Origin of the sequence: Marinomonas sp. PE14-40, assembly GCF_051623805.1 — a bacterium.
Classification (GTDB): Bacteria; Pseudomonadota; Gammaproteobacteria; order Pseudomonadales; family Marinomonadaceae; genus Marinomonas.
In genome coordinates this window covers 1,564,316-1,581,226 of the sequence record NZ_CP130700.1, presented here as the reverse complement: position 1 = coordinate 1,581,226, position 16,911 = coordinate 1,564,316, and the positions used below count along the sequence as shown (strand labels likewise).

Annotated in this window: 13 protein-coding genes; 11 read left to right on the top strand and 2 right to left on the bottom strand. The window is 42.0% G+C overall.

Annotated features, from left to right (window positions below):
• Nucleotides 1-4 precede the first annotated feature (4 nt).
• From sdhA to Q0A08_RS07140, 11 genes are all read left to right on the top strand, one after another.
• Entirely contained in the window at nucleotides 5-1,777 is a 1,773-nt protein-coding gene (gene sdhA / locus Q0A08_RS07190; RefSeq protein WP_438465804.1) for a succinate dehydrogenase flavoprotein subunit, read from the top strand.
• Nucleotides 1,778-1,791: 14 nt separating this feature from the next.
• Nucleotides 1,792-2,496, top strand: a complete 705-nt coding sequence (locus Q0A08_RS07185; protein WP_438465803.1) for a succinate dehydrogenase iron-sulfur subunit — start codon at nucleotides 1,792-1,794, stop codon at nucleotides 2,494-2,496.
• Between the two features lie 381 nt (nucleotides 2,497-2,877).
• Complete coding sequence (locus tag Q0A08_RS07180) at nucleotides 2,878-5,715, top strand: 2-oxoglutarate dehydrogenase E1 component (protein ID WP_438465802.1); 2,838 nt, start codon at nucleotides 2,878-2,880, stop codon at nucleotides 5,713-5,715.
• Nucleotides 5,716-5,748: 33 nt separating this feature from the next.
• Nucleotides 5,749-7,257 carry a 2-oxoglutarate dehydrogenase complex dihydrolipoyllysine-residue succinyltransferase gene (gene odhB, locus Q0A08_RS07175; RefSeq protein ID WP_438465801.1) on the top strand — a complete coding sequence of 503 codons (1,509 nt, stop codon included), beginning with the start codon at nucleotides 5,749-5,751 and terminating at the stop codon, nucleotides 7,255-7,257.
• A gap of 117 nt (nucleotides 7,258-7,374) precedes the next feature.
• Complete coding sequence (gene lpdA, locus Q0A08_RS07170; RefSeq protein ID WP_438465800.1) at nucleotides 7,375-8,817, top strand: dihydrolipoyl dehydrogenase; 1,443 nt, start codon at nucleotides 7,375-7,377, stop codon at nucleotides 8,815-8,817.
• Between the two features lie 113 nt (nucleotides 8,818-8,930).
• On the top strand, nucleotides 8,931-10,097 hold the full coding sequence (gene sucC, locus Q0A08_RS07165; RefSeq protein ID WP_009831770.1) for an ADP-forming succinate--CoA ligase subunit beta: 1,167 nt from the start codon (nucleotides 8,931-8,933) through the stop codon (nucleotides 10,095-10,097).
• Nucleotides 10,097-10,969, top strand: a complete 873-nt coding sequence (sucD, locus tag Q0A08_RS07160; RefSeq protein WP_009831769.1) for a succinate--CoA ligase subunit alpha — start codon at nucleotides 10,097-10,099, stop codon at nucleotides 10,967-10,969. Before sucC ends, sucD begins: the two co-directional genes overlap by 1 nt.
• 946 nt (nucleotides 10,970-11,915) lie before the next feature.
• On the top strand, nucleotides 11,916-12,443 hold the full coding sequence (locus Q0A08_RS07155; protein ID WP_046019440.1) for an Hcp family type VI secretion system effector: 528 nt from the start codon (nucleotides 11,916-11,918) through the stop codon (nucleotides 12,441-12,443).
• Between the two features lie 324 nt (nucleotides 12,444-12,767).
• Nucleotides 12,768-13,160 carry a CBS domain-containing protein gene (locus tag Q0A08_RS07150; protein ID WP_438465799.1) on the top strand — a complete coding sequence of 131 codons (393 nt, stop codon included), beginning with the start codon at nucleotides 12,768-12,770 and terminating at the stop codon, nucleotides 13,158-13,160.
• Nucleotides 13,161-13,228: 68 nt separating this feature from the next.
• Nucleotides 13,229-13,966, top strand: a complete 738-nt coding sequence (locus tag Q0A08_RS07145) for a PAS domain-containing protein (RefSeq protein ID WP_438465797.1) — start codon at nucleotides 13,229-13,231, stop codon at nucleotides 13,964-13,966.
• A 53-nt stretch (nucleotides 13,967-14,019) separates the two neighbouring features.
• Entirely contained in the window at nucleotides 14,020-14,772 is a 753-nt protein-coding gene (locus tag Q0A08_RS07140; protein WP_438465795.1) for an SDR family oxidoreductase, read from the top strand.
• Nucleotides 14,773-14,785: 13 nt separating this feature from the next.
• Here the strand turns inward: Q0A08_RS07140 and Q0A08_RS07135 are convergent, their stop codons facing one another.
• Nucleotides 14,786-15,919 (bottom strand): glycerate kinase, encoded by a 1,134-nt coding sequence (locus Q0A08_RS07135; protein WP_438465793.1) that lies wholly within the window; start codon nucleotides 15,917-15,919, stop codon nucleotides 14,786-14,788.
• Nucleotides 15,920-15,994: 75 nt separating this feature from the next.
• The gene (locus Q0A08_RS07130; RefSeq protein WP_438465791.1) at nucleotides 15,995-16,897 is read right to left on the bottom strand and encodes a LysR substrate-binding domain-containing protein; all 903 of its coding nucleotides are present in this window, start codon (nucleotides 16,895-16,897) and stop codon (nucleotides 15,995-15,997) included.
• Between the last annotated feature and the right edge of the window lie 14 nt (nucleotides 16,898-16,911).

Below are 16,911 nucleotides of genomic sequence, written 5' to 3'. Positions count from 1 at the left end.
ACTAATGGCTAATATACGTACAATTTCTTTTGATGCCATTGTTATTGGCGGTGGCGGCGCAGGTATGCGAGCTGCTCTTCAGTTAACAGAGTCTGGTTTAAATACCGCTTGTGTTACTAAAGTATTTCCAACACGTTCCCATACAGTATCTGCTCAAGGCGGTATTACTTGTGCAATCGCAAGTGAAGATCCAAATGATGATTGGCGCTGGCACATGTACGACACCGTAAAAGGGTCGGACTATATTGGTGACCAAGACGCAATTGAGTATATGTGTTCTGTTGGTCCTCAAGCTGTATTTGAACTTGAGCACATGGGTTTACCATTCTCACGTAAAGAAAATGGCCGTATTTACCAACGTCCTTTCGGTGGTCAATCAAAGGATTTTGGTAAGGGCGGACAAGCAGCTCGTACTTGTGCTGCAGCAGACCGTACAGGTCACGCACTATTGCATACGCTTTATCAAGCAAACTTGAAAGGCGGCACAACCTTCTTTAACGAATGGTATGCTGTTGATCTAGTTAAAAATGATGAAGGTGCTGTAGTTGGTGTTATCGCGATTTGCATCGAAACAGGCGAAACTGTTTACCTAAAAGCAAAAGCGACTGTCTTAGCGACAGGTGGTGCAGGTCGTATTTTCCAATCTACGACAAATGCACACATCAATACTGGTGATGGTGTTGGTATGGCGCTTCGTGCTGGTTACCCAATGCAAGACATGGAAATGTGGCAGTTCCACCCAACCGGTATTTACGGTGCGGGTACGCTAGTTACTGAAGGTTGTCGTGGTGAAGGTGGTTATCTAATTAACAAAGATGGCGAGCGCTTCATGGAGCGTTATGCACCAAACGCGAAAGACCTTGCAGGTCGTGACGTAGTGGCACGTTCTATGATTCTTGAAATCTTAGAAGGTCGCGGTTGTGGTCCAGACGGTGACCATGTATTGCTTAAACTAGATCACCTAGGTGAAGAGACTCTAAATAAGCGTCTACCTGGTATCCTTGAACTTTCACGTACTTTTGCACACGTTGATCCAGTTAAAGAACCAATTCCAGTAATTCCTACTTGTCACTACATGATGGGTGGAACACCAACTAATATCGGCGGTCAGGCTTTGACAGTTGATGCTGAAGGTAATGACCTAGTTGTTGATGGTCTTTACGCTTGTGGTGAAGCCGCTAGTGTATCTGTACACGGTGCTAACCGCTTAGGTGGTAACTCACTGCTTGACCTTGTTGTATTTGGTCGTGCTGCTGGTATCCAAGTTAAGAAAGCGTTAGATGAAGGTTTTGAGTCAATGGACGCAAGTGAGACTGATATAGAACGTGCAATGGCTCGTTTGAATCGTCTAAACAACTCTACCTCTGGTGAGAGCGTTGCTGCTGTTCGTGCTGATTTGCAAAAAACAATGCAACTTTACTTCGGTGTATTCCGTGACGGTGAAGCGATGCAGACAGGTCTTAAGCAATTGGCTGAAATTCGTAAGCGTGTTGAAAACCTACATCTTGAAGATAAGAGTATGGCCTTTAATACTGCACGTATTGAAGCACTTGAGCTTGAAAACTTGTTAGAAGTGGCTGAAGCGACTGCGATTCCTGCTGAATTCCGTAAAGAGAGTCGTGGTGCTCATGCACGTAATGACTACACTGAACGTGATGATGAAAATTGGTTGAAGCATTCATTATTCCACCCAGCGAATAAAACTGTGACTAAGCGTGATGTAAATATGTCACCTAAGACAGTTGAAGCTTTCCCACCAAAAGCACGTACATACTAAGGGGTAGTTGCAAAATGTTAGTAAGTATTTATCGTTACAATCCAGAAGTGGATGACGCTCCTTACATGCAAGATGTCCAAGTAGATCTGCCTGAAGGTAAAGATCTGATGGTATTGGATGTATTGAACCTTATGAAAGATAAGGATCCTTCTGTATCATATCGCCGTTCATGCCGTGAAGGTGTGTGTGGGTCAGATGGTATGAACATGAATGGTAAAAATGGTTTGGCATGTATTACACCTATGTCAGCTGTTTTGAAAAATGACAAGTTGGTTTTACGTCCACTACCAGGTTTGCCTGTAGTACGTGACCTTGTTGTTGATATGGGACAATTCTATAAGCAATATGAGAAGATTCGTCCTTACTTGATTAACGATACACCAGCACCGGCAATTGAACGTTTGCAGAGCCCTGAAGAGCGTGAAAAGCTTGATGGCCTTTACGAATGTATCTTGTGTGCTTGTTGTTCGACTGCTTGTCCTTCTTTCTGGTGGAATCCAGATAAATTTGTTGGACCATCAGGCTTGTTGCAAGCTTATCGCTTCTTGATTGATTCACGTGATAACGCAACACAAGAGCGACTATCAGAACTAGATGATCCATTCAGCGTATTCCGTTGTCACGGTATCATGAACTGTGTGAATGTTTGTCCTAAAGGACTAAATCCGACCAAAGCGATCGGTAATATTCGTACAATGTTGCTACAACGCGCAACTTAAAAATGTTGTACCTTCATATAATAAATATGAAGGTAAAGTAAATTGGCGGTATATACACTATGCCGCCCATTTATGCTCTTAAGATCAAACATAATGATCGAGCGTAAATAAACCCAGAATTTAAGTTTCTTTATTGTGGGCACAAGGATGAGTAAATAAAGTTTAATCACTTGGCACAGTTGGAAGGTAGTGCAGGTACTTAGTTTGTCTCTTCAAATTTGGTGCCGAATGATTAACGATTTTACTGACACAATAGAGAGAGTATGAAGTAGTAAAATTGGCAGGCTTAAAAGGCCACACGAGCCTTATATAGTCAACACAATATAAGATTGATACTTGTCGTATAAACGGCAAACGGCTCGAACATAAGGGTGATCGAGAATGCACGAAAGTTTAATGGAGTTGCTATGGAGCACCTCTCATTTCTCAGGTGGCAACCTAGAGTACATTGAGGGGCTATTTGAAAGCTACCTCGTCGATCCGAACTCAGTGTCGGAAGAATGGCGTAAATGCTTTGACCAATTGCCAAGGGTGAGTGAGGGGCAGTCAACTGATGTACCTCATTCTGTTGTACAGGAGCAATTCTTACAACTGGCTAAAAATAAATTCCGTTTCCAGCCAGCCGCAGTTTCTGCAGCAGTTAGCTCTGGCCACGAACAGAAACAAATTAAAGTATTGCAACTGATTAGCGCATACCAAATGCGTGGACATCAGCATGCAAACCTAGACCCATTAGGTTTGCAAGGCCGTAATCAAGTACCTGATTTAGATCTAGCTTTTCACCAGTTAACCGGTGCTGATCTAGATGAAGAATTTAGTACTGGCCCTCTATTCTTTAGCAAAGATGTAATGAAACTAAAAGACATCATTGCTGGACTAGAAAAGACTTATTGTTCTTCGATTGGTTACGAGTTTATGTACCTAGTCGACACTCAAGAAAAACGTTGGATCCAACAACGTGTCGAATCTTCCCAATCAGATCCTCAATATTCTAGTGAAACACGCAAAAGCCTACTTGAGCGCTTAACAGCCGCTGAAGGTTTAGAGAAGTACTTAGGTAGTCGTTACCCAGGTGCTAAGCGTTTCGGTCTAGAAGGTGCAGAATCTTTAATCCCAATGATGAACGAATTGATACAGCGTTCTGGTGCTCTTGGCGCTAAAGAAGTTGTTATCGGTATGGCTCACCGTGGTCGATTAAACGTATTGGTAAATACACTAGGTAAAAACCCGAAAGCCTTATTTGATGAGTTTGAAGGTAAGAAACTAGTGAATACTTCTGGTGACGTTAAGTATCACCAAGGTTTCTCTTCCAATGTGATGACAGAAGGTGGTGAAGTACATATCGCACTATCTTTTAACCCGTCTCACTTGGAGATTGTATCACCTGTTGTTGAGGGGTCTGTGCGAGCTCGTCAAGACCGTCGTAATGACACAACAGGTAAGACGGTAGTGCCTATTTCTATCCACGGTGATTCAGCGTTTGCTGGTCAAGGTGTTGTGATGGAAACCTTCCAAATGTCACAAACACGTGGCTATAAAACAGGTGGTACAGTACATATTGTTGTGAACAACCAGGTAGGTTTCACAACTAACCGTCAAGAAGATGTACGTTCTACTCAGTACAGTACTGACGTTGCGAAAATGATCCAGGCTCCGATCTTCCATGTAAATGGTGATGATCCAGAAGCCGTATTGTTCGTAACTCAGCTGGCACTAGATTACCGTTACGAGTTTGGTCGTGACGTTGTGATTGATTTAGTTTGTTACCGTCGTCGTGGTCATAACGAGACTGATGAGCCTTCTGGTACTCAGCCGCTTATGTATCAAGTGATTAACAAGCTTAAAACAACCCGTACTCAATATGCTGAAAAGCTAGTGAATAATGGTGTTGTTACCAAAGCAGAAGAGAAACAGTTGGTTGATGAAAACCGTGAAGACTTAGACAATGGTCGTCATGTTTCTAAGAGTTTGGTTCTAGAATCACAAACAGGTTCTTTTGTTGATTGGACACCTTATATCGGTGCTGATTGGACTGACGAGGGTGATACAACTTACCCACTAGTTAAACTACAAGAATTAGCTAAAAAGCTAACGCAAGTGCCAGATGGCATTGTAGTGCAGCGCCAGGTACAAAAAATCTACCAAGACAGAGATAAAATGACGGCAGGTGCTTTGCCTATTAACTGGGGTTATGCTGAGACTTTGGCCTTTGCAACCTTGTTAGAGCAAGACTTCCCGTTACGTATCACAGGTCAAGACTCTGGCCGTGGTACTTTCTCTCACCGTCATGCGGTTATTCATAGCCAAAAAGATGGTAGTAGTTATATTCCTTTAAAACACCTATCTGAAGGTCAGCCGTCTCTAGACTTGTATGATTCATACTTATCTGAAGAAGCGGTATTGGCGTTTGAATATGGTTATGCGACGACAGCGCCTAAAGGAATGGTTATTTGGGAAGCGCAGTTTGGTGATTTCGCCAACGGTGCGCAAGTTGTAATTGACCAATTTATCACCAGTGGTGAGCACAAGTGGGGTCGTTTATGCGGTCTAACTATGTTGCTTCCTCATGGATATGAAGGTCAGGGCCCTGAGCATTCATCTGCTCGTCTTGAGCGTTATATGCAGCTTTGTGCTGAATTTAACATTCAGGTTTGTGTGCCAACAACACCCGCTCAGATATACCATATCTTGCGTCGTCAAGCGATTCGCCCAATGCGTCGTCCTTTGATTATCTTGTCACCGAAGAGTTTATTGCGTCATAAGCAAGCTATCTCTTCTTTGGAAGATTTATCTGAAGGTAGCTTTAAAACCGTACTACCTGATTCTTCATCTAAAGCAGATCCTGCTGATGTGAAGCGTTTGGTTATCTGTAGCGGTAAAATTTACTACGATTTGATTAATCGTCGTGAAGAATTGGCGAAAGACGATGTAGCTGTCATTCGATTAGAGCAGCTATATCCATTCCCGTACAAAGATTTTGAAGCAGTGTTAGCGCCTTATACTAATGTTGAAACATTAGTATGGTGTCAAGAAGAGCCTAAGAACCAAGGCGCTTGGCATGCTAATCGCCACCGTATGAATCGTGTATTGGAAGCGTTGTATCCGCAGTTGAAGATCCGTTTTGCAGGTCGTATTTCTTCTGCAGCGCCAGCAGCAGGTTACATGTCTATCCATATTGAAGAACAAGAAGCGTTAGTAAACGATGCCATTCAAGGCTAATACAACGTCAGTCAAAGAGATTAAGGGTTTAAAATGAGTATCGAAATAAAAGCACCAGTGTTTCCGGAATCAGTAGCAGACGGTACGGTTGCTACTTGGCACAAACAGCCAGGTGAAGCATGTTCTCGTGATGAGCACATTGTTGATATCGAAACAGATAAAGTTGTTCTTGAAGTTGTTGCACCTGCTGATGGTGTTATCCAAACAATTCATAAAGCTGAAGGTGAAGTTGTGCTAAGTGCTGAAGTACTTGCAACATTCGTAGCTGGCGATGCCGCTGCAGCACCTGAAGCACCTGCTGCTGCACCCGCTGCTGAATCAACTGAAAGTGTTGATATCAAAGCACCTGTATTCCCTGAGTCAGTTGCTGACGGTACCGTTGCAGCTTGGCACAAACAGCCAGGTGAATTATGTGAGCGTGATGAGCACATAGTTGACATTGAAACAGATAAAGTTGTACTTGAAGTTGTTGCACCTGCTGCAGGTGTTATTGGTAACGTATTGGCTGGTGAAGGCGATACGGTACTAAGTGATCAAGTTCTAGCATCTTTCTTAGTAGGCGCGACTGGCGCTTCTGCAGCACCAGCTGCTGAGGTTGCTGCTGCAACTGAAGGTGATGACGATGCTGTGGCAGGTCCTGCTGCACGTAAAGCACTTGCTGAAGCGGGTCTAACTGTTGCTCAAGTTAAGGGTACAGGTAAAGGCGGTCGTATCACTAAAGAAGACGTAGAAGCAGCTCAAAAACAGCCTGCTGCTAAAGCACCTGCTGCACCAGTAGCGGCACCTGTTAAAGCACCAGCGACACCAGCACCTGCTGCACCGCTAGCAAACACAGATGGTCGTGTTGAGAAGCGCGTTCCTATGACACGCCTTCGTGCAACAATTGCAAAACGTTTAGTTGAAGCTCAGCAAACTGCTGCAATGCTAACAACTTATAACGAAGTTAATATGGGTCCAGTAATGGAGCTTCGTAAGAAGTATAAGGATTTGTTCCTTAAAACTCATAATGGTACCAAACTAGGTTTCATGTCTTTCTTTGTTAAAGCTGTGACTGAAGCACTTAAAGCCTTCCCTGCAGTGAACGCATCTATCGACGGTAACGACATGGTTTACCATGGTTACCAAGATATTGGTGTTGCCGTATCTACTAACCGTGGATTAATGGTACCTGTTCTACGTAATACTGACTCTATGGGCCTTGCTGATATCGAAAGTGGTATCATGGACTTCGCAATTCGTGGTCGTGATGGCAAGCTAGGTCTTGATGATATGCAAGGTGGTACATTCACTATTACTAATGGTGGTACCTTTGGTTCTCTAATGTCTACACCAATTTTGAATCCACCACAAACAGCTATCTTGGGTATGCATAAAATCCAAGAACGCCCAATGGCTGTAAATGGTCAGGTTGTTATCCAACCTATGATGTACTTAGCATTGTCTTACGATCACCGTATGATTGATGGTAAGGAAGCGGTTCAATTCCTTGTTAAAGTAAAAGACTTGTTGGAAGATCCAGCACGTTTGTTGCTTGAAGTGTAACTGAGCAAATTATAAGCTCGGCCCTTATCCTGGGTCGGGTAAATTACAACATGAGGCACGACTCTTCTATAAGCTAGATGTGGTTGTGCCCGTATTGACCGAGAAATGGAAACCCTTATGTCTGAAAAATTTGATGTTATTGTAATTGGTGGCGGCCCTGGTGGTTACGTTGCTGCTATCCGTGCTGCTCAAATGGGCCTTAAAACAGCTTGTATTGAAAAGTGGTTAGATAAAGACAATAAGCCAAGACTTGGTGGTACTTGTCTGAACGTAGGCTGTATCCCTTCAAAAGCCTTGTTAGACTCTTCTCATAAGTACCATGATGCAAAAGAATCATATGGTGTTCATGGTATTGCGGTTGGCGATGTAAGCATGGATGTAAATGCCATGGTTGATCGTAAAGATAAAATTGTTGACCAACTAACAAGTGGTATTACCGGTCTTTTCAAAGCAAACGGTGTAACAAGCTTTGAAGGTATGGGTAAAGTACTTGCTGGTAAGAAAGTTGAATTCACTGCCCATGACGGCACTGTTACTATTCTAGATGCTGAAAACGTTATCTTGGCAACGGGTTCTGTACCTGTAAACATCCCACCAGCGCCTCGTACTGGTGACATTATCGTTGATAATGAAGGTGCATTGGATTTCCGTGAAATACCAAAACGTCTAGGTGTTATCGGTGCTGGTGTAATCGGTCTAGAGCTTGGTTCTGTATGGGCTCGTCTAGGTTCAGAAGTTGTTGTGCTAGAAGCACAGGATCAGTTCCTAAGCGTTTGTGATAAAGATATCGCAAAAGAAGCGGGTAAGATCTTCAAGAAACAACATCTAGATATCCGTGTTGGCGCACGTGTAACTGGTAGCGAAATTAAGGGTGAAGAAGTTGAAGTAACTTTCCTTAATGCTAAAGGTGAAGAGCAGAAGCAGACTTTCGACAAGCTAATTGTAGCTGTTGGTCGTAAGCCATTTACTGATGGATGTTTAGCTGCTGATTCTGGTGTTAAGCTAGATGAGCGTGGTTTTGTATTCGTTGATGATCAGTGCCGTACATCTGTACCAGGTGTATTCGCAATTGGTGATATCGTTCGTGGTCCTATGTTGGCACATAAAGCATCTGAAGAAGGTGTAATGGTTGCTGACATCATTGCAGGCCATAAAGCGCAAATGAACTATGACTGCATTCCTTCAGTAATCTATACTCACCCAGAACTAGCTTGGGTTGGTAAGAACGAACAAGAACTTAAAGCCGCTGGTGTTAACTACAAAGTGGGTAAATTCCCATTTGCAGCATCTGGTCGTGCTATGGCAGCAAATGATACTGACGGTTTCGTTAAGATCATTGCCGATGAAGAAACTGATCGTATCCTAGGTTGCCATATCATTGGTGGCCATGCGGCAGACTTGATCGCTCAAGCTGTTATTGCAATGGAATTTGGTTCAACTGCAGAAGATATTGCTCTAACTGTATTTGCTCACCCAACAGTGAGTGAAGCAGTACATGAAGCAGCACTTGCTGTTGATGGCCATGCTATCCATATTGCAAACCGTAAAAAGCGTAAATAATCGCTATAAAAAATTCGATTTGTCAGCCCTGTGATTGATGAGCGCAGGTGCTGACATTTTCTGTCAATTTGGCAGAGCTTATATCAATCATTACAAGATGAGCGGAAAAACAAATGAACCTACACGAATATCAGGCAAAGCAGCTTTTTGCTGAATACGGCCTGCCAGTATCTACAGGGTATGCATGTGACACGCCAGAAGAGGCGGTAGAAGCAGCTAAGAAAATCGGCGGCGACATGTGGGTTGTTAAAGCTCAAGTACATGCAGGCGGACGTGGTAAAGCAGGCGGTGTTAAGCTTGTTAAGACTCACGAAGAAATTGCTGAATTCACTAACCAGTGGATTGGTAAAAACCTAGTGACTTACCAAACTGATGAAAATGGTCAGCCAGTTTCTAAGATCCTAGTTGAGTCTTGCACAGATATTGCTAACGAATTGTACCTAGGTGCAGTTGTTGACCGTGCTACTCGCCGCGTTGTGTTCATGGCATCTACTGAAGGTGGTGTGGATATCGAGACTGTTGCAGAAGAAACTCCTGAGTTGATTCACAAAGCAATTATCGATCCTCTAGTTGGCGCTCAACCTTACCAAGCTCGTGAACTTGCATTTAAATTGGGCCTAAACCCAACTCAAATCAAGCAATTCACTAAAGTTTTCCTAGGTTTGTCTCAGATGTTCCATGATTTTGATTTCGCACTACTAGAAATCAACCCATTGGTAATCACTGAAGAAGGCAACATTCATTGCCTAGACGGAAAAATCAACATTGATAGCAATGCTGTTTACCGTCAAAAGAAAATGCAAGAGTTTCACGATCCATCTCAAGAAGATGCACGTGAAGCACATGCAGCTTCTTTCGAGCTTAACTATGTAGCACTAGACGGTAACGTTGGTTGCATGGTTAACGGTGCAGGCCTAGCGATGGGTACTATGGACATCGTAAACCTACACGGTGGCAAGCCAGCTAACTTCCTAGACGTTGGTGGCGGCGCGACTAAAGAGCGTGTATCTGAAGCATTCAAAATCATCCTTTCTGATGACAATGTTAAAGCCGTATTGGTTAACATCTTCGGTGGTATCGTACGTTGCGATATGATTGCTGAAGGTATTATCGGTGCAGTTAAAGAAGTAGGTGTTCAGGTGCCTGTTGTTGTACGTCTTGAAGGTACAAATGCTGAGCTAGGCCGTGAAGTACTAGCTAAATCTGATCTTGATATTATTGCGGCTTCAAGTCTAAAAGACGCGGCTGTTCAAGTTGTTAAAGCTGCGGAGGGCAAATAATGTCTGTTCTAATTAACAAAGATACTAAAGTAATTTGCCAAGGTTTTACTGGCGGTCAAGGTACTTTTCACTCTGAGCAAGCAATTGCTTACGGTACAAAAATGGTTGGTGGTGTAACACCTGGTAAAGGTGGTCAAACTCACCTAGGCCTACCTGTTTTTAACACTGTACGTGAAGCAGTAGAAGAAACTGGTGCTGAAGCATCTGTTATCTATGTACCAGCGCCTTTCTGTAAAGATTCTATCCTTGAAGCAGCTAACAGTGGCATCAAACTAATCGTTTGTATCACTGAAGGTATCCCAACACTAGACATGCTTGACTGTAAAGTTGCTTGTGACGAGCTAGGCGTACGTCTAATCGGACCTAACTGCCCAGGTGTTATCACACCAGGCGAATGTAAAATCGGCATCATGCCTGGTCACATTCACTTGCCAGGTAAAGTAGGTATCGTATCTCGTTCTGGTACTTTGACTTATGAAGCAGTTAAGCAAACTACTGATGCAGGTTTCGGTCAGTCTACTTGTGTCGGTATTGGTGGTGATCCAATTCCAGGTACTAACTTCATCGACGTTCTAGAGTTGTTCCAAAACGACCCTAAAACTGAAGCGATCGTAATGATCGGTGAAATCGGTGGTACTGCAGAAGAAGAAGCTGCTGCTTACATTAAAGCTAATGTAACTAAGCCTGTTGTTTCTTACATTGCAGGTGTTACTGCTCCAGCTGGTAAGCGTATGGGTCATGCCGGCGCTATCATCTCTGGTGGTAAAGGTACTGCTGATGAGAAATTCGCAGCACTAGAAGACGCAGGTGTTAAAACTGTACGTTCTCTAGCTGACATCGGTGATGCTCTAAAAGAATTGACTGGCTGGTAAGCTAAGAAATCTTTAAGCGTTACAACAAAATCCCTGCTTCGGCAGGGATTTTTTTGCTTAAAAGAAAACTGATCTTAGGTGTGAGGCAAAGCCTAAGCACTATAGCGGGCAGTGACAGGTTTCTTAAGGGTTAGGCACTCGTTACTTATTAAATCTAGATGCGTTCTTTATGAAGCCTTAGAGAAGCTTTGAAGTGATGTAAGTAAGAGTTTGCTTAAATAGCTAATTAGATAGTTGGATAGATAGCTTAAAGGGATCGAATTTAAAGAAGAGGGTAAACGTGCCCTTATCCGCAATATCTGTTTATTTGATAGGCAAATACATCTGAGGGTTATTTTGAAAGCTCATAGATCAAAGCTTATAGAGCAGAAACTTAGAAAAGTGATTTGAATGCGCCTTCTCTCGTGCATAAATAAGGTTTTAAAGCGGTTAGTAAGTTAATCGATTTATAAATAACTAAATACGCAAACTGTTTTTTGTACATTTTCTTAAATTAATAGGGAAATATTTAATAAAATTTATTTTGCTGGTTAGAAAATGCTTGGTTCAATTTTAAATAAGCAGTTTCCTCCATTTTTACCTGTGATTTTTGCCTAAATGTGTATAAAAAATGTAGATCTTCATAATCGTTGTTTTTTAATTAATGTTATTTATATCAAAGGTTTATGGTTTTTTTTAATTTTTTCTCCTTACTTAATGTAATTATGTATTAGCAGAATATGAAGAAGTCATGGATGTTAAATTCATTTCATTTACTCGGCTAGGTTCCCGTCGTACTATTTTTATCAACAAGACGAGTTAATTTTAAAAACCTCTTAGTTAGGTTTTAAATAAAAACTTCAAATTTAAGAAGTTTATTTAAAAAATAGAATTTGATTTTTCTTGGGATTAACTTTTAGGTTTTTAAAATTTATTGATATTTTATTGAAAGATAAGGAATTAAATTATGGCTACTATATATATGCGTATTGATGGTGTTGATGCAATTAACGGTGCAGCAACAATTGGTGAAGTTGGTGGTAAAAAAGGCTTCTTCGCAATCGATTCTCTTTCTTGGGGTGCTGTTCGTGGCGTGACTGTTGATGTTGGTAACGCAAATAACGCTGACCAAGGTATGGTTGGACTAGGTGAACTAAGTATCTCTCGCGGTTCTGATGGTGCAAGTCCTTTACTAACAACATTCTTGTTCTCTCCAGGTGCTGAAGGTAAAACCTGTGAAATCATGATTACCAAGCCATCACGTGAAGGTAACGGTGCAGATCCATACCTAGTAATCACAGTTGAGAAGTCACGTATCGCTAGCTATAACGTAGGTTGTGGTGACGGTTCTTTACCAAGTGAATCATTTGCTTTGGCTTATGCAACTATGAGCCTAGTTTACTACTACGAAGATGATGCAGGTAAAATCCAAAAAGGTGACACCATTAAATATGATGTACCTACTGCTACCTTGGCATCTAAAGCTAGCCTATAAAAGCGGCTTTGATACTGAATTAAAAAAGGCCTGATTTTATCAGGCCTTTTTTATTGGAGTTTAAAATATTACTTTGAGTTTTTGTAAATATTAATGACGCGAAATCTAACGATTTTGATTTTCATTTAGTCATCAAGGGGTTGTTTTTATCTCAACTTATGCTGAGTTTTATATGATGAATCAAGGATTAAGCCCTTATCTCTTTTAATTTTCTTCTTAAACTGGATTTTTTCTGAACTTGCTTTTAGTTTTAAAGTGACCGAAATTTTTGTACTCCATTTTTGATGGTCTTGGGAGTTGCTAATTATGAAGGTGTCTAGGTTAATGAGTGAGGATTTGATAACCGTATTGATGGATGATGAGCTTGATATGATAAAAGCCATCTTTGATTCAAAGAAGTTCCATCATTTATTGGTTGTCGATGAAAAATGCACAAAGGTCTACGGTGTACTCTCAGATAGGGATTTACTTAAAGCGTTAAATCCTAAAGTGTTTAGTAAGGTTGCTACCCATGATGAGCTAGCATGTTTAAACATTCGAGTGCATCAAATCATGACACGTAACCCCATTGTCCTTGATGAGGATGATGACTTAAGTAAAGCCATCGCATTATTTAACGAATTTAATTTATCCTGTTTACCTGTATTAAATAGTGAAGGAAAGCCAGTCGGTATCTTGAGTTGGCGCGATATTATTAAGGCAATGAACGCTGCCTAAGGAAGGTTTAAAACTAAGTTGGAGATAGCTTAGAAAAGTAATGAAGGTTGAGGGTATTGGAGGTATTTGTGTCAAAACAAAAGATTCAGTCCTTAAATGAAGAGATTGATGGGTTAAAACAAGAAGTTTCTAGTCTCAAACTATTAGCTTCTCGACTCTCAGAAGCTGCAAGTCATTCCCAAGATAAAGAGACAAGCTGGATCTTTGCGATGGAAGGCAATTTAGATGGCGTATGGGATTGGAATGCCATCACCAACCAAGTGTTTTTCTCATCCAGATGGAAAGAAATGTTAGGTTTCACTGATGAAGAAATTAGCTCCTCGCTAGAAGAGTGGGATAAGCGTCTCCATCCAGATGATAGAGACAAGGTATATCAAGATCTCAATGATCACCTAGAAGGAAAAACACCTTTTTACCATAATGAACACAGATTGCTTTGTAAGGATGGTACTTATCTTTGGATTTTGGATAGAGGTAAGATTTTTAGCTGGAGTGAAACGGGCGAGCCGCAAAGAATTGTAGGGACTCACACAGATATTCATATGCGAAAGGTGGCTGAATTAGAAAATCAACGTCTAGTACTAGAGTTAAGCGAAGCGTTAGAAAAGGTTAATTTACTCAGTGGTTTTCTACCTATCTGCGCATCCTGTAAAAATATACGGGATGATAAGGGGTACTGGAATAAAATAGAAAGTTATATCAGTGAACACTCTGAAGCCGAATTTAGTCATGCAATTTGCCCTTCCTGCACCCAAAAACTTTATCCAGGTTTAGACTTGAATACGAAAAATGAAAAAGGTGACTAAAAACACCATCTTAAGTTACTCTAATTGCCCAGTAACTTGTGATAAGGAAGTGTATGCAAAGTTTAAAAGTCGTTGTCATCACCGGTTCAGGTCGTGGCATAGGAGCCACCACAGCACAATTGTTTGCTGATCATGGTTATGCTATCTGTCTAAATTATAAGTCCCAAGCCGCTCCCGCCAATGAATTAGCCGAGAAACTCCGATCTCAAGGTGCAAAATGCATTGTTGTTCAAGCTGATGTTGCTCAAGAAGAAGACGTAGTACGCCTGTTCGAACAGGTCGATAAAGAACTAGGGCCTGTCTCAGTATTGGTAAATAATGCGGGCATCTTAAAGCAGCAGATGCGGCTTGAAGACATGACGGCAGAGCGTATTAATAGTGTCCTCATCAATAATGTGACCAGTGCTTTCTTGTGTGCCAGAGAGGCCGTAAAACGCATGTCGTTTAACCATGATGGCCAAGGTGGCAGCATCATTAATGTGTCTTCAGGTGCCGCAAAAACAGGCTCGCCAAACGAATATGTCGATTATGCCGCCTCAAAAGCCGCTATGGATGCCATGACAAGAGGCCTTTCTCTAGAAGTCGCAACTCAAGGCATTAGAGTAAACGGCGTGAGACCTGGTCTTATTTATACGGATATGCATGCCGATGGTGGCGAGCCAGGTAGAGTGGACCGCCTGAAAGAGAAAATTCCTATGCAAAGAGGCGGCGAACCCATTGAAATTGCCGAGGCTATTTATTGGCTAGCATCAGATAAAGCATCTTTTGCAACCGGTACTAACATCGACCTAATGGGTGGTCTATAACTCAAAGCTGCTGTTAACCTAGACTCAGTTTTAATGTCGCAGCGATGTTTGAGGCAAGATGAACAAGGTTCTTCTCTGCCTCAGCCAATGCTTGCTCTAACGGCATGGAAGCACGAGTCGAGTCAAATATGGCATCAAAGTATTGCTCTAATCCACTTGTGTCAGCACCTAAAGAACCTGAAATGCCAATTACCTTGATGCCTTTTTCTTTGGCTGCTTTGGCAACACCAAAGGGCGCTTTACCGTGAAGAGTTTGATAATCCATCTGGCCTTCACCTGTGATAACAAGGTCAGTACCTTCAAGATGCTGCTCAAAGTTAGCTGTTCTCAAAACGATATCGATACCCGCTTCGAGTTTAGGTCGAGCAAAAAGTGAGATACCCAGAGCCGTGCCGCCAGCTGCGCCATAACCTTGTGTCTTTGAATGGTCCTCTTTGGTCAGATTCTTTGCCAGTTTAGCGAAATGATCTAAGGCAGTATCGAGGGTTTTTACCTCTTCTTGTGTGGCACCTTTTTGCGGACCAAAAACAGCGCTTGCACCCCTAGGGCCACACAATGGATTATCCACATCACAGGCGAGTAGCCATTCTATCTGGCTTGCTCTTGGGTGAAGATTATCCATATTGATTTTATCTAATTGAGATAATGCAGCGCCGCCTTTTTCTATCTCATTACCAGCCTTGTCTAATAGTTGAATGCCTAGGGCTTGTGCAATTCCAGCACCAGCATCATTGGTCGCACTGCCACCAAGACACAGGATAATTTGCGTTACGCCAAGATCTAACGCATGTTTGATGATTTGCCCTGTACCATAGCTAGAGGCCGTTAAAACCTGTCTCTTTTCTGGTGCAATGAGGGCTAAACCAGATGCTTCAGCAAGCTCAATAACGGCAACTTTACCTTGATTGATTAACCCCCACTTGGCCTCTGTTAAATTCCCTAAAGGTCCTTCAACTTGGCTTACTTTTAGCTCACCTTGATTGCTTGAAACTAAGGCTGATAATGTCCCTTCTCCGCCATCTGCAATAGGGATACGTTGAAAGTCTGCCTCAGGAAAGTGCTGTCTAAAACCTTGTTCAATCGCCTTAGTCACTTGTTCTGCACTGAGGGATTCTTTAAATGAGTCTGGAGCAATCAATATTTTCATAGAGGAGAATCTGTTTATTTAATTTAGTTTTAAACGCCATAATTTTAATGGCGGATGTTCATTCTGATTTAATAGTTAAAAAAAACGACGAAGCTGCATTTCTTTTAGCTTTTCGACAAACCAAGCTAATGCTTTACCATGATTATCCTTACGCCAAGCAATACACAGCTCGTGTTGTCTGGCATCCGCATTTTCTAATCTTGGGCTGATTAACTCACCACTTTGTAAATAGTCTTGAATGCGATGTAGCGGTAAATAACCCACACCCAATCCGTAACGCTGAGCATCAATTTTCTTTTGCAAATCAGGTACTGTGATACGAGCTTGGCCGTCTAATAAACCTGCCGACCTTGGTGGTAAGTATCTTGAGCTATCCATAGCAACAATGGAAGGGTACTGCTTGATCTTCTCTGGACTAATAGGTTCAGGTTCAAGGCTTAGAGGATGGTCCTTAGCAATAGCAAAAATGAACTCAGCCAAACCTAATGGGTGGGTTTCAAAATCATTGCTGTAAGGTTCGTCTGAGGCGCCAATGATAAGGTCGGTTTCACCTGCGCTTAAAGAGTCCCAAGTGCCTCCAAAGTTTTCTTGAGTGAGGCGAATATCTATCCAAGGGTAACTTTGTTGGAACAGGTTAATCAGATCATAGATAGCTTGATAATGCAGAATACTGTCCATGCATATTCTTAGCTCTAGCTCCCAACCGCTCGCTGCTTGTTTCGCCATATGAGTTAACTCATCACTGGCTTTTAAAATAGCGCGACCTTGTTGCAAGATGAGTTGGCCCACCTGAGTAAATTCCGCCTTACGTTTAGATCGATCGAATAAAGCGACTCCCAAGTCCTCCTCTAGTTTGTTGATGGTATAAGAAATAGCAGAGGGAACGCGATATAACTCATCTGCCGCAGCAGCAAAACTTTGCTTTCTATCTATCGCATCAAGTACACGTAACGCATCTAACGTCAGTAGGTTTTGCATTACTTCAATCCTTT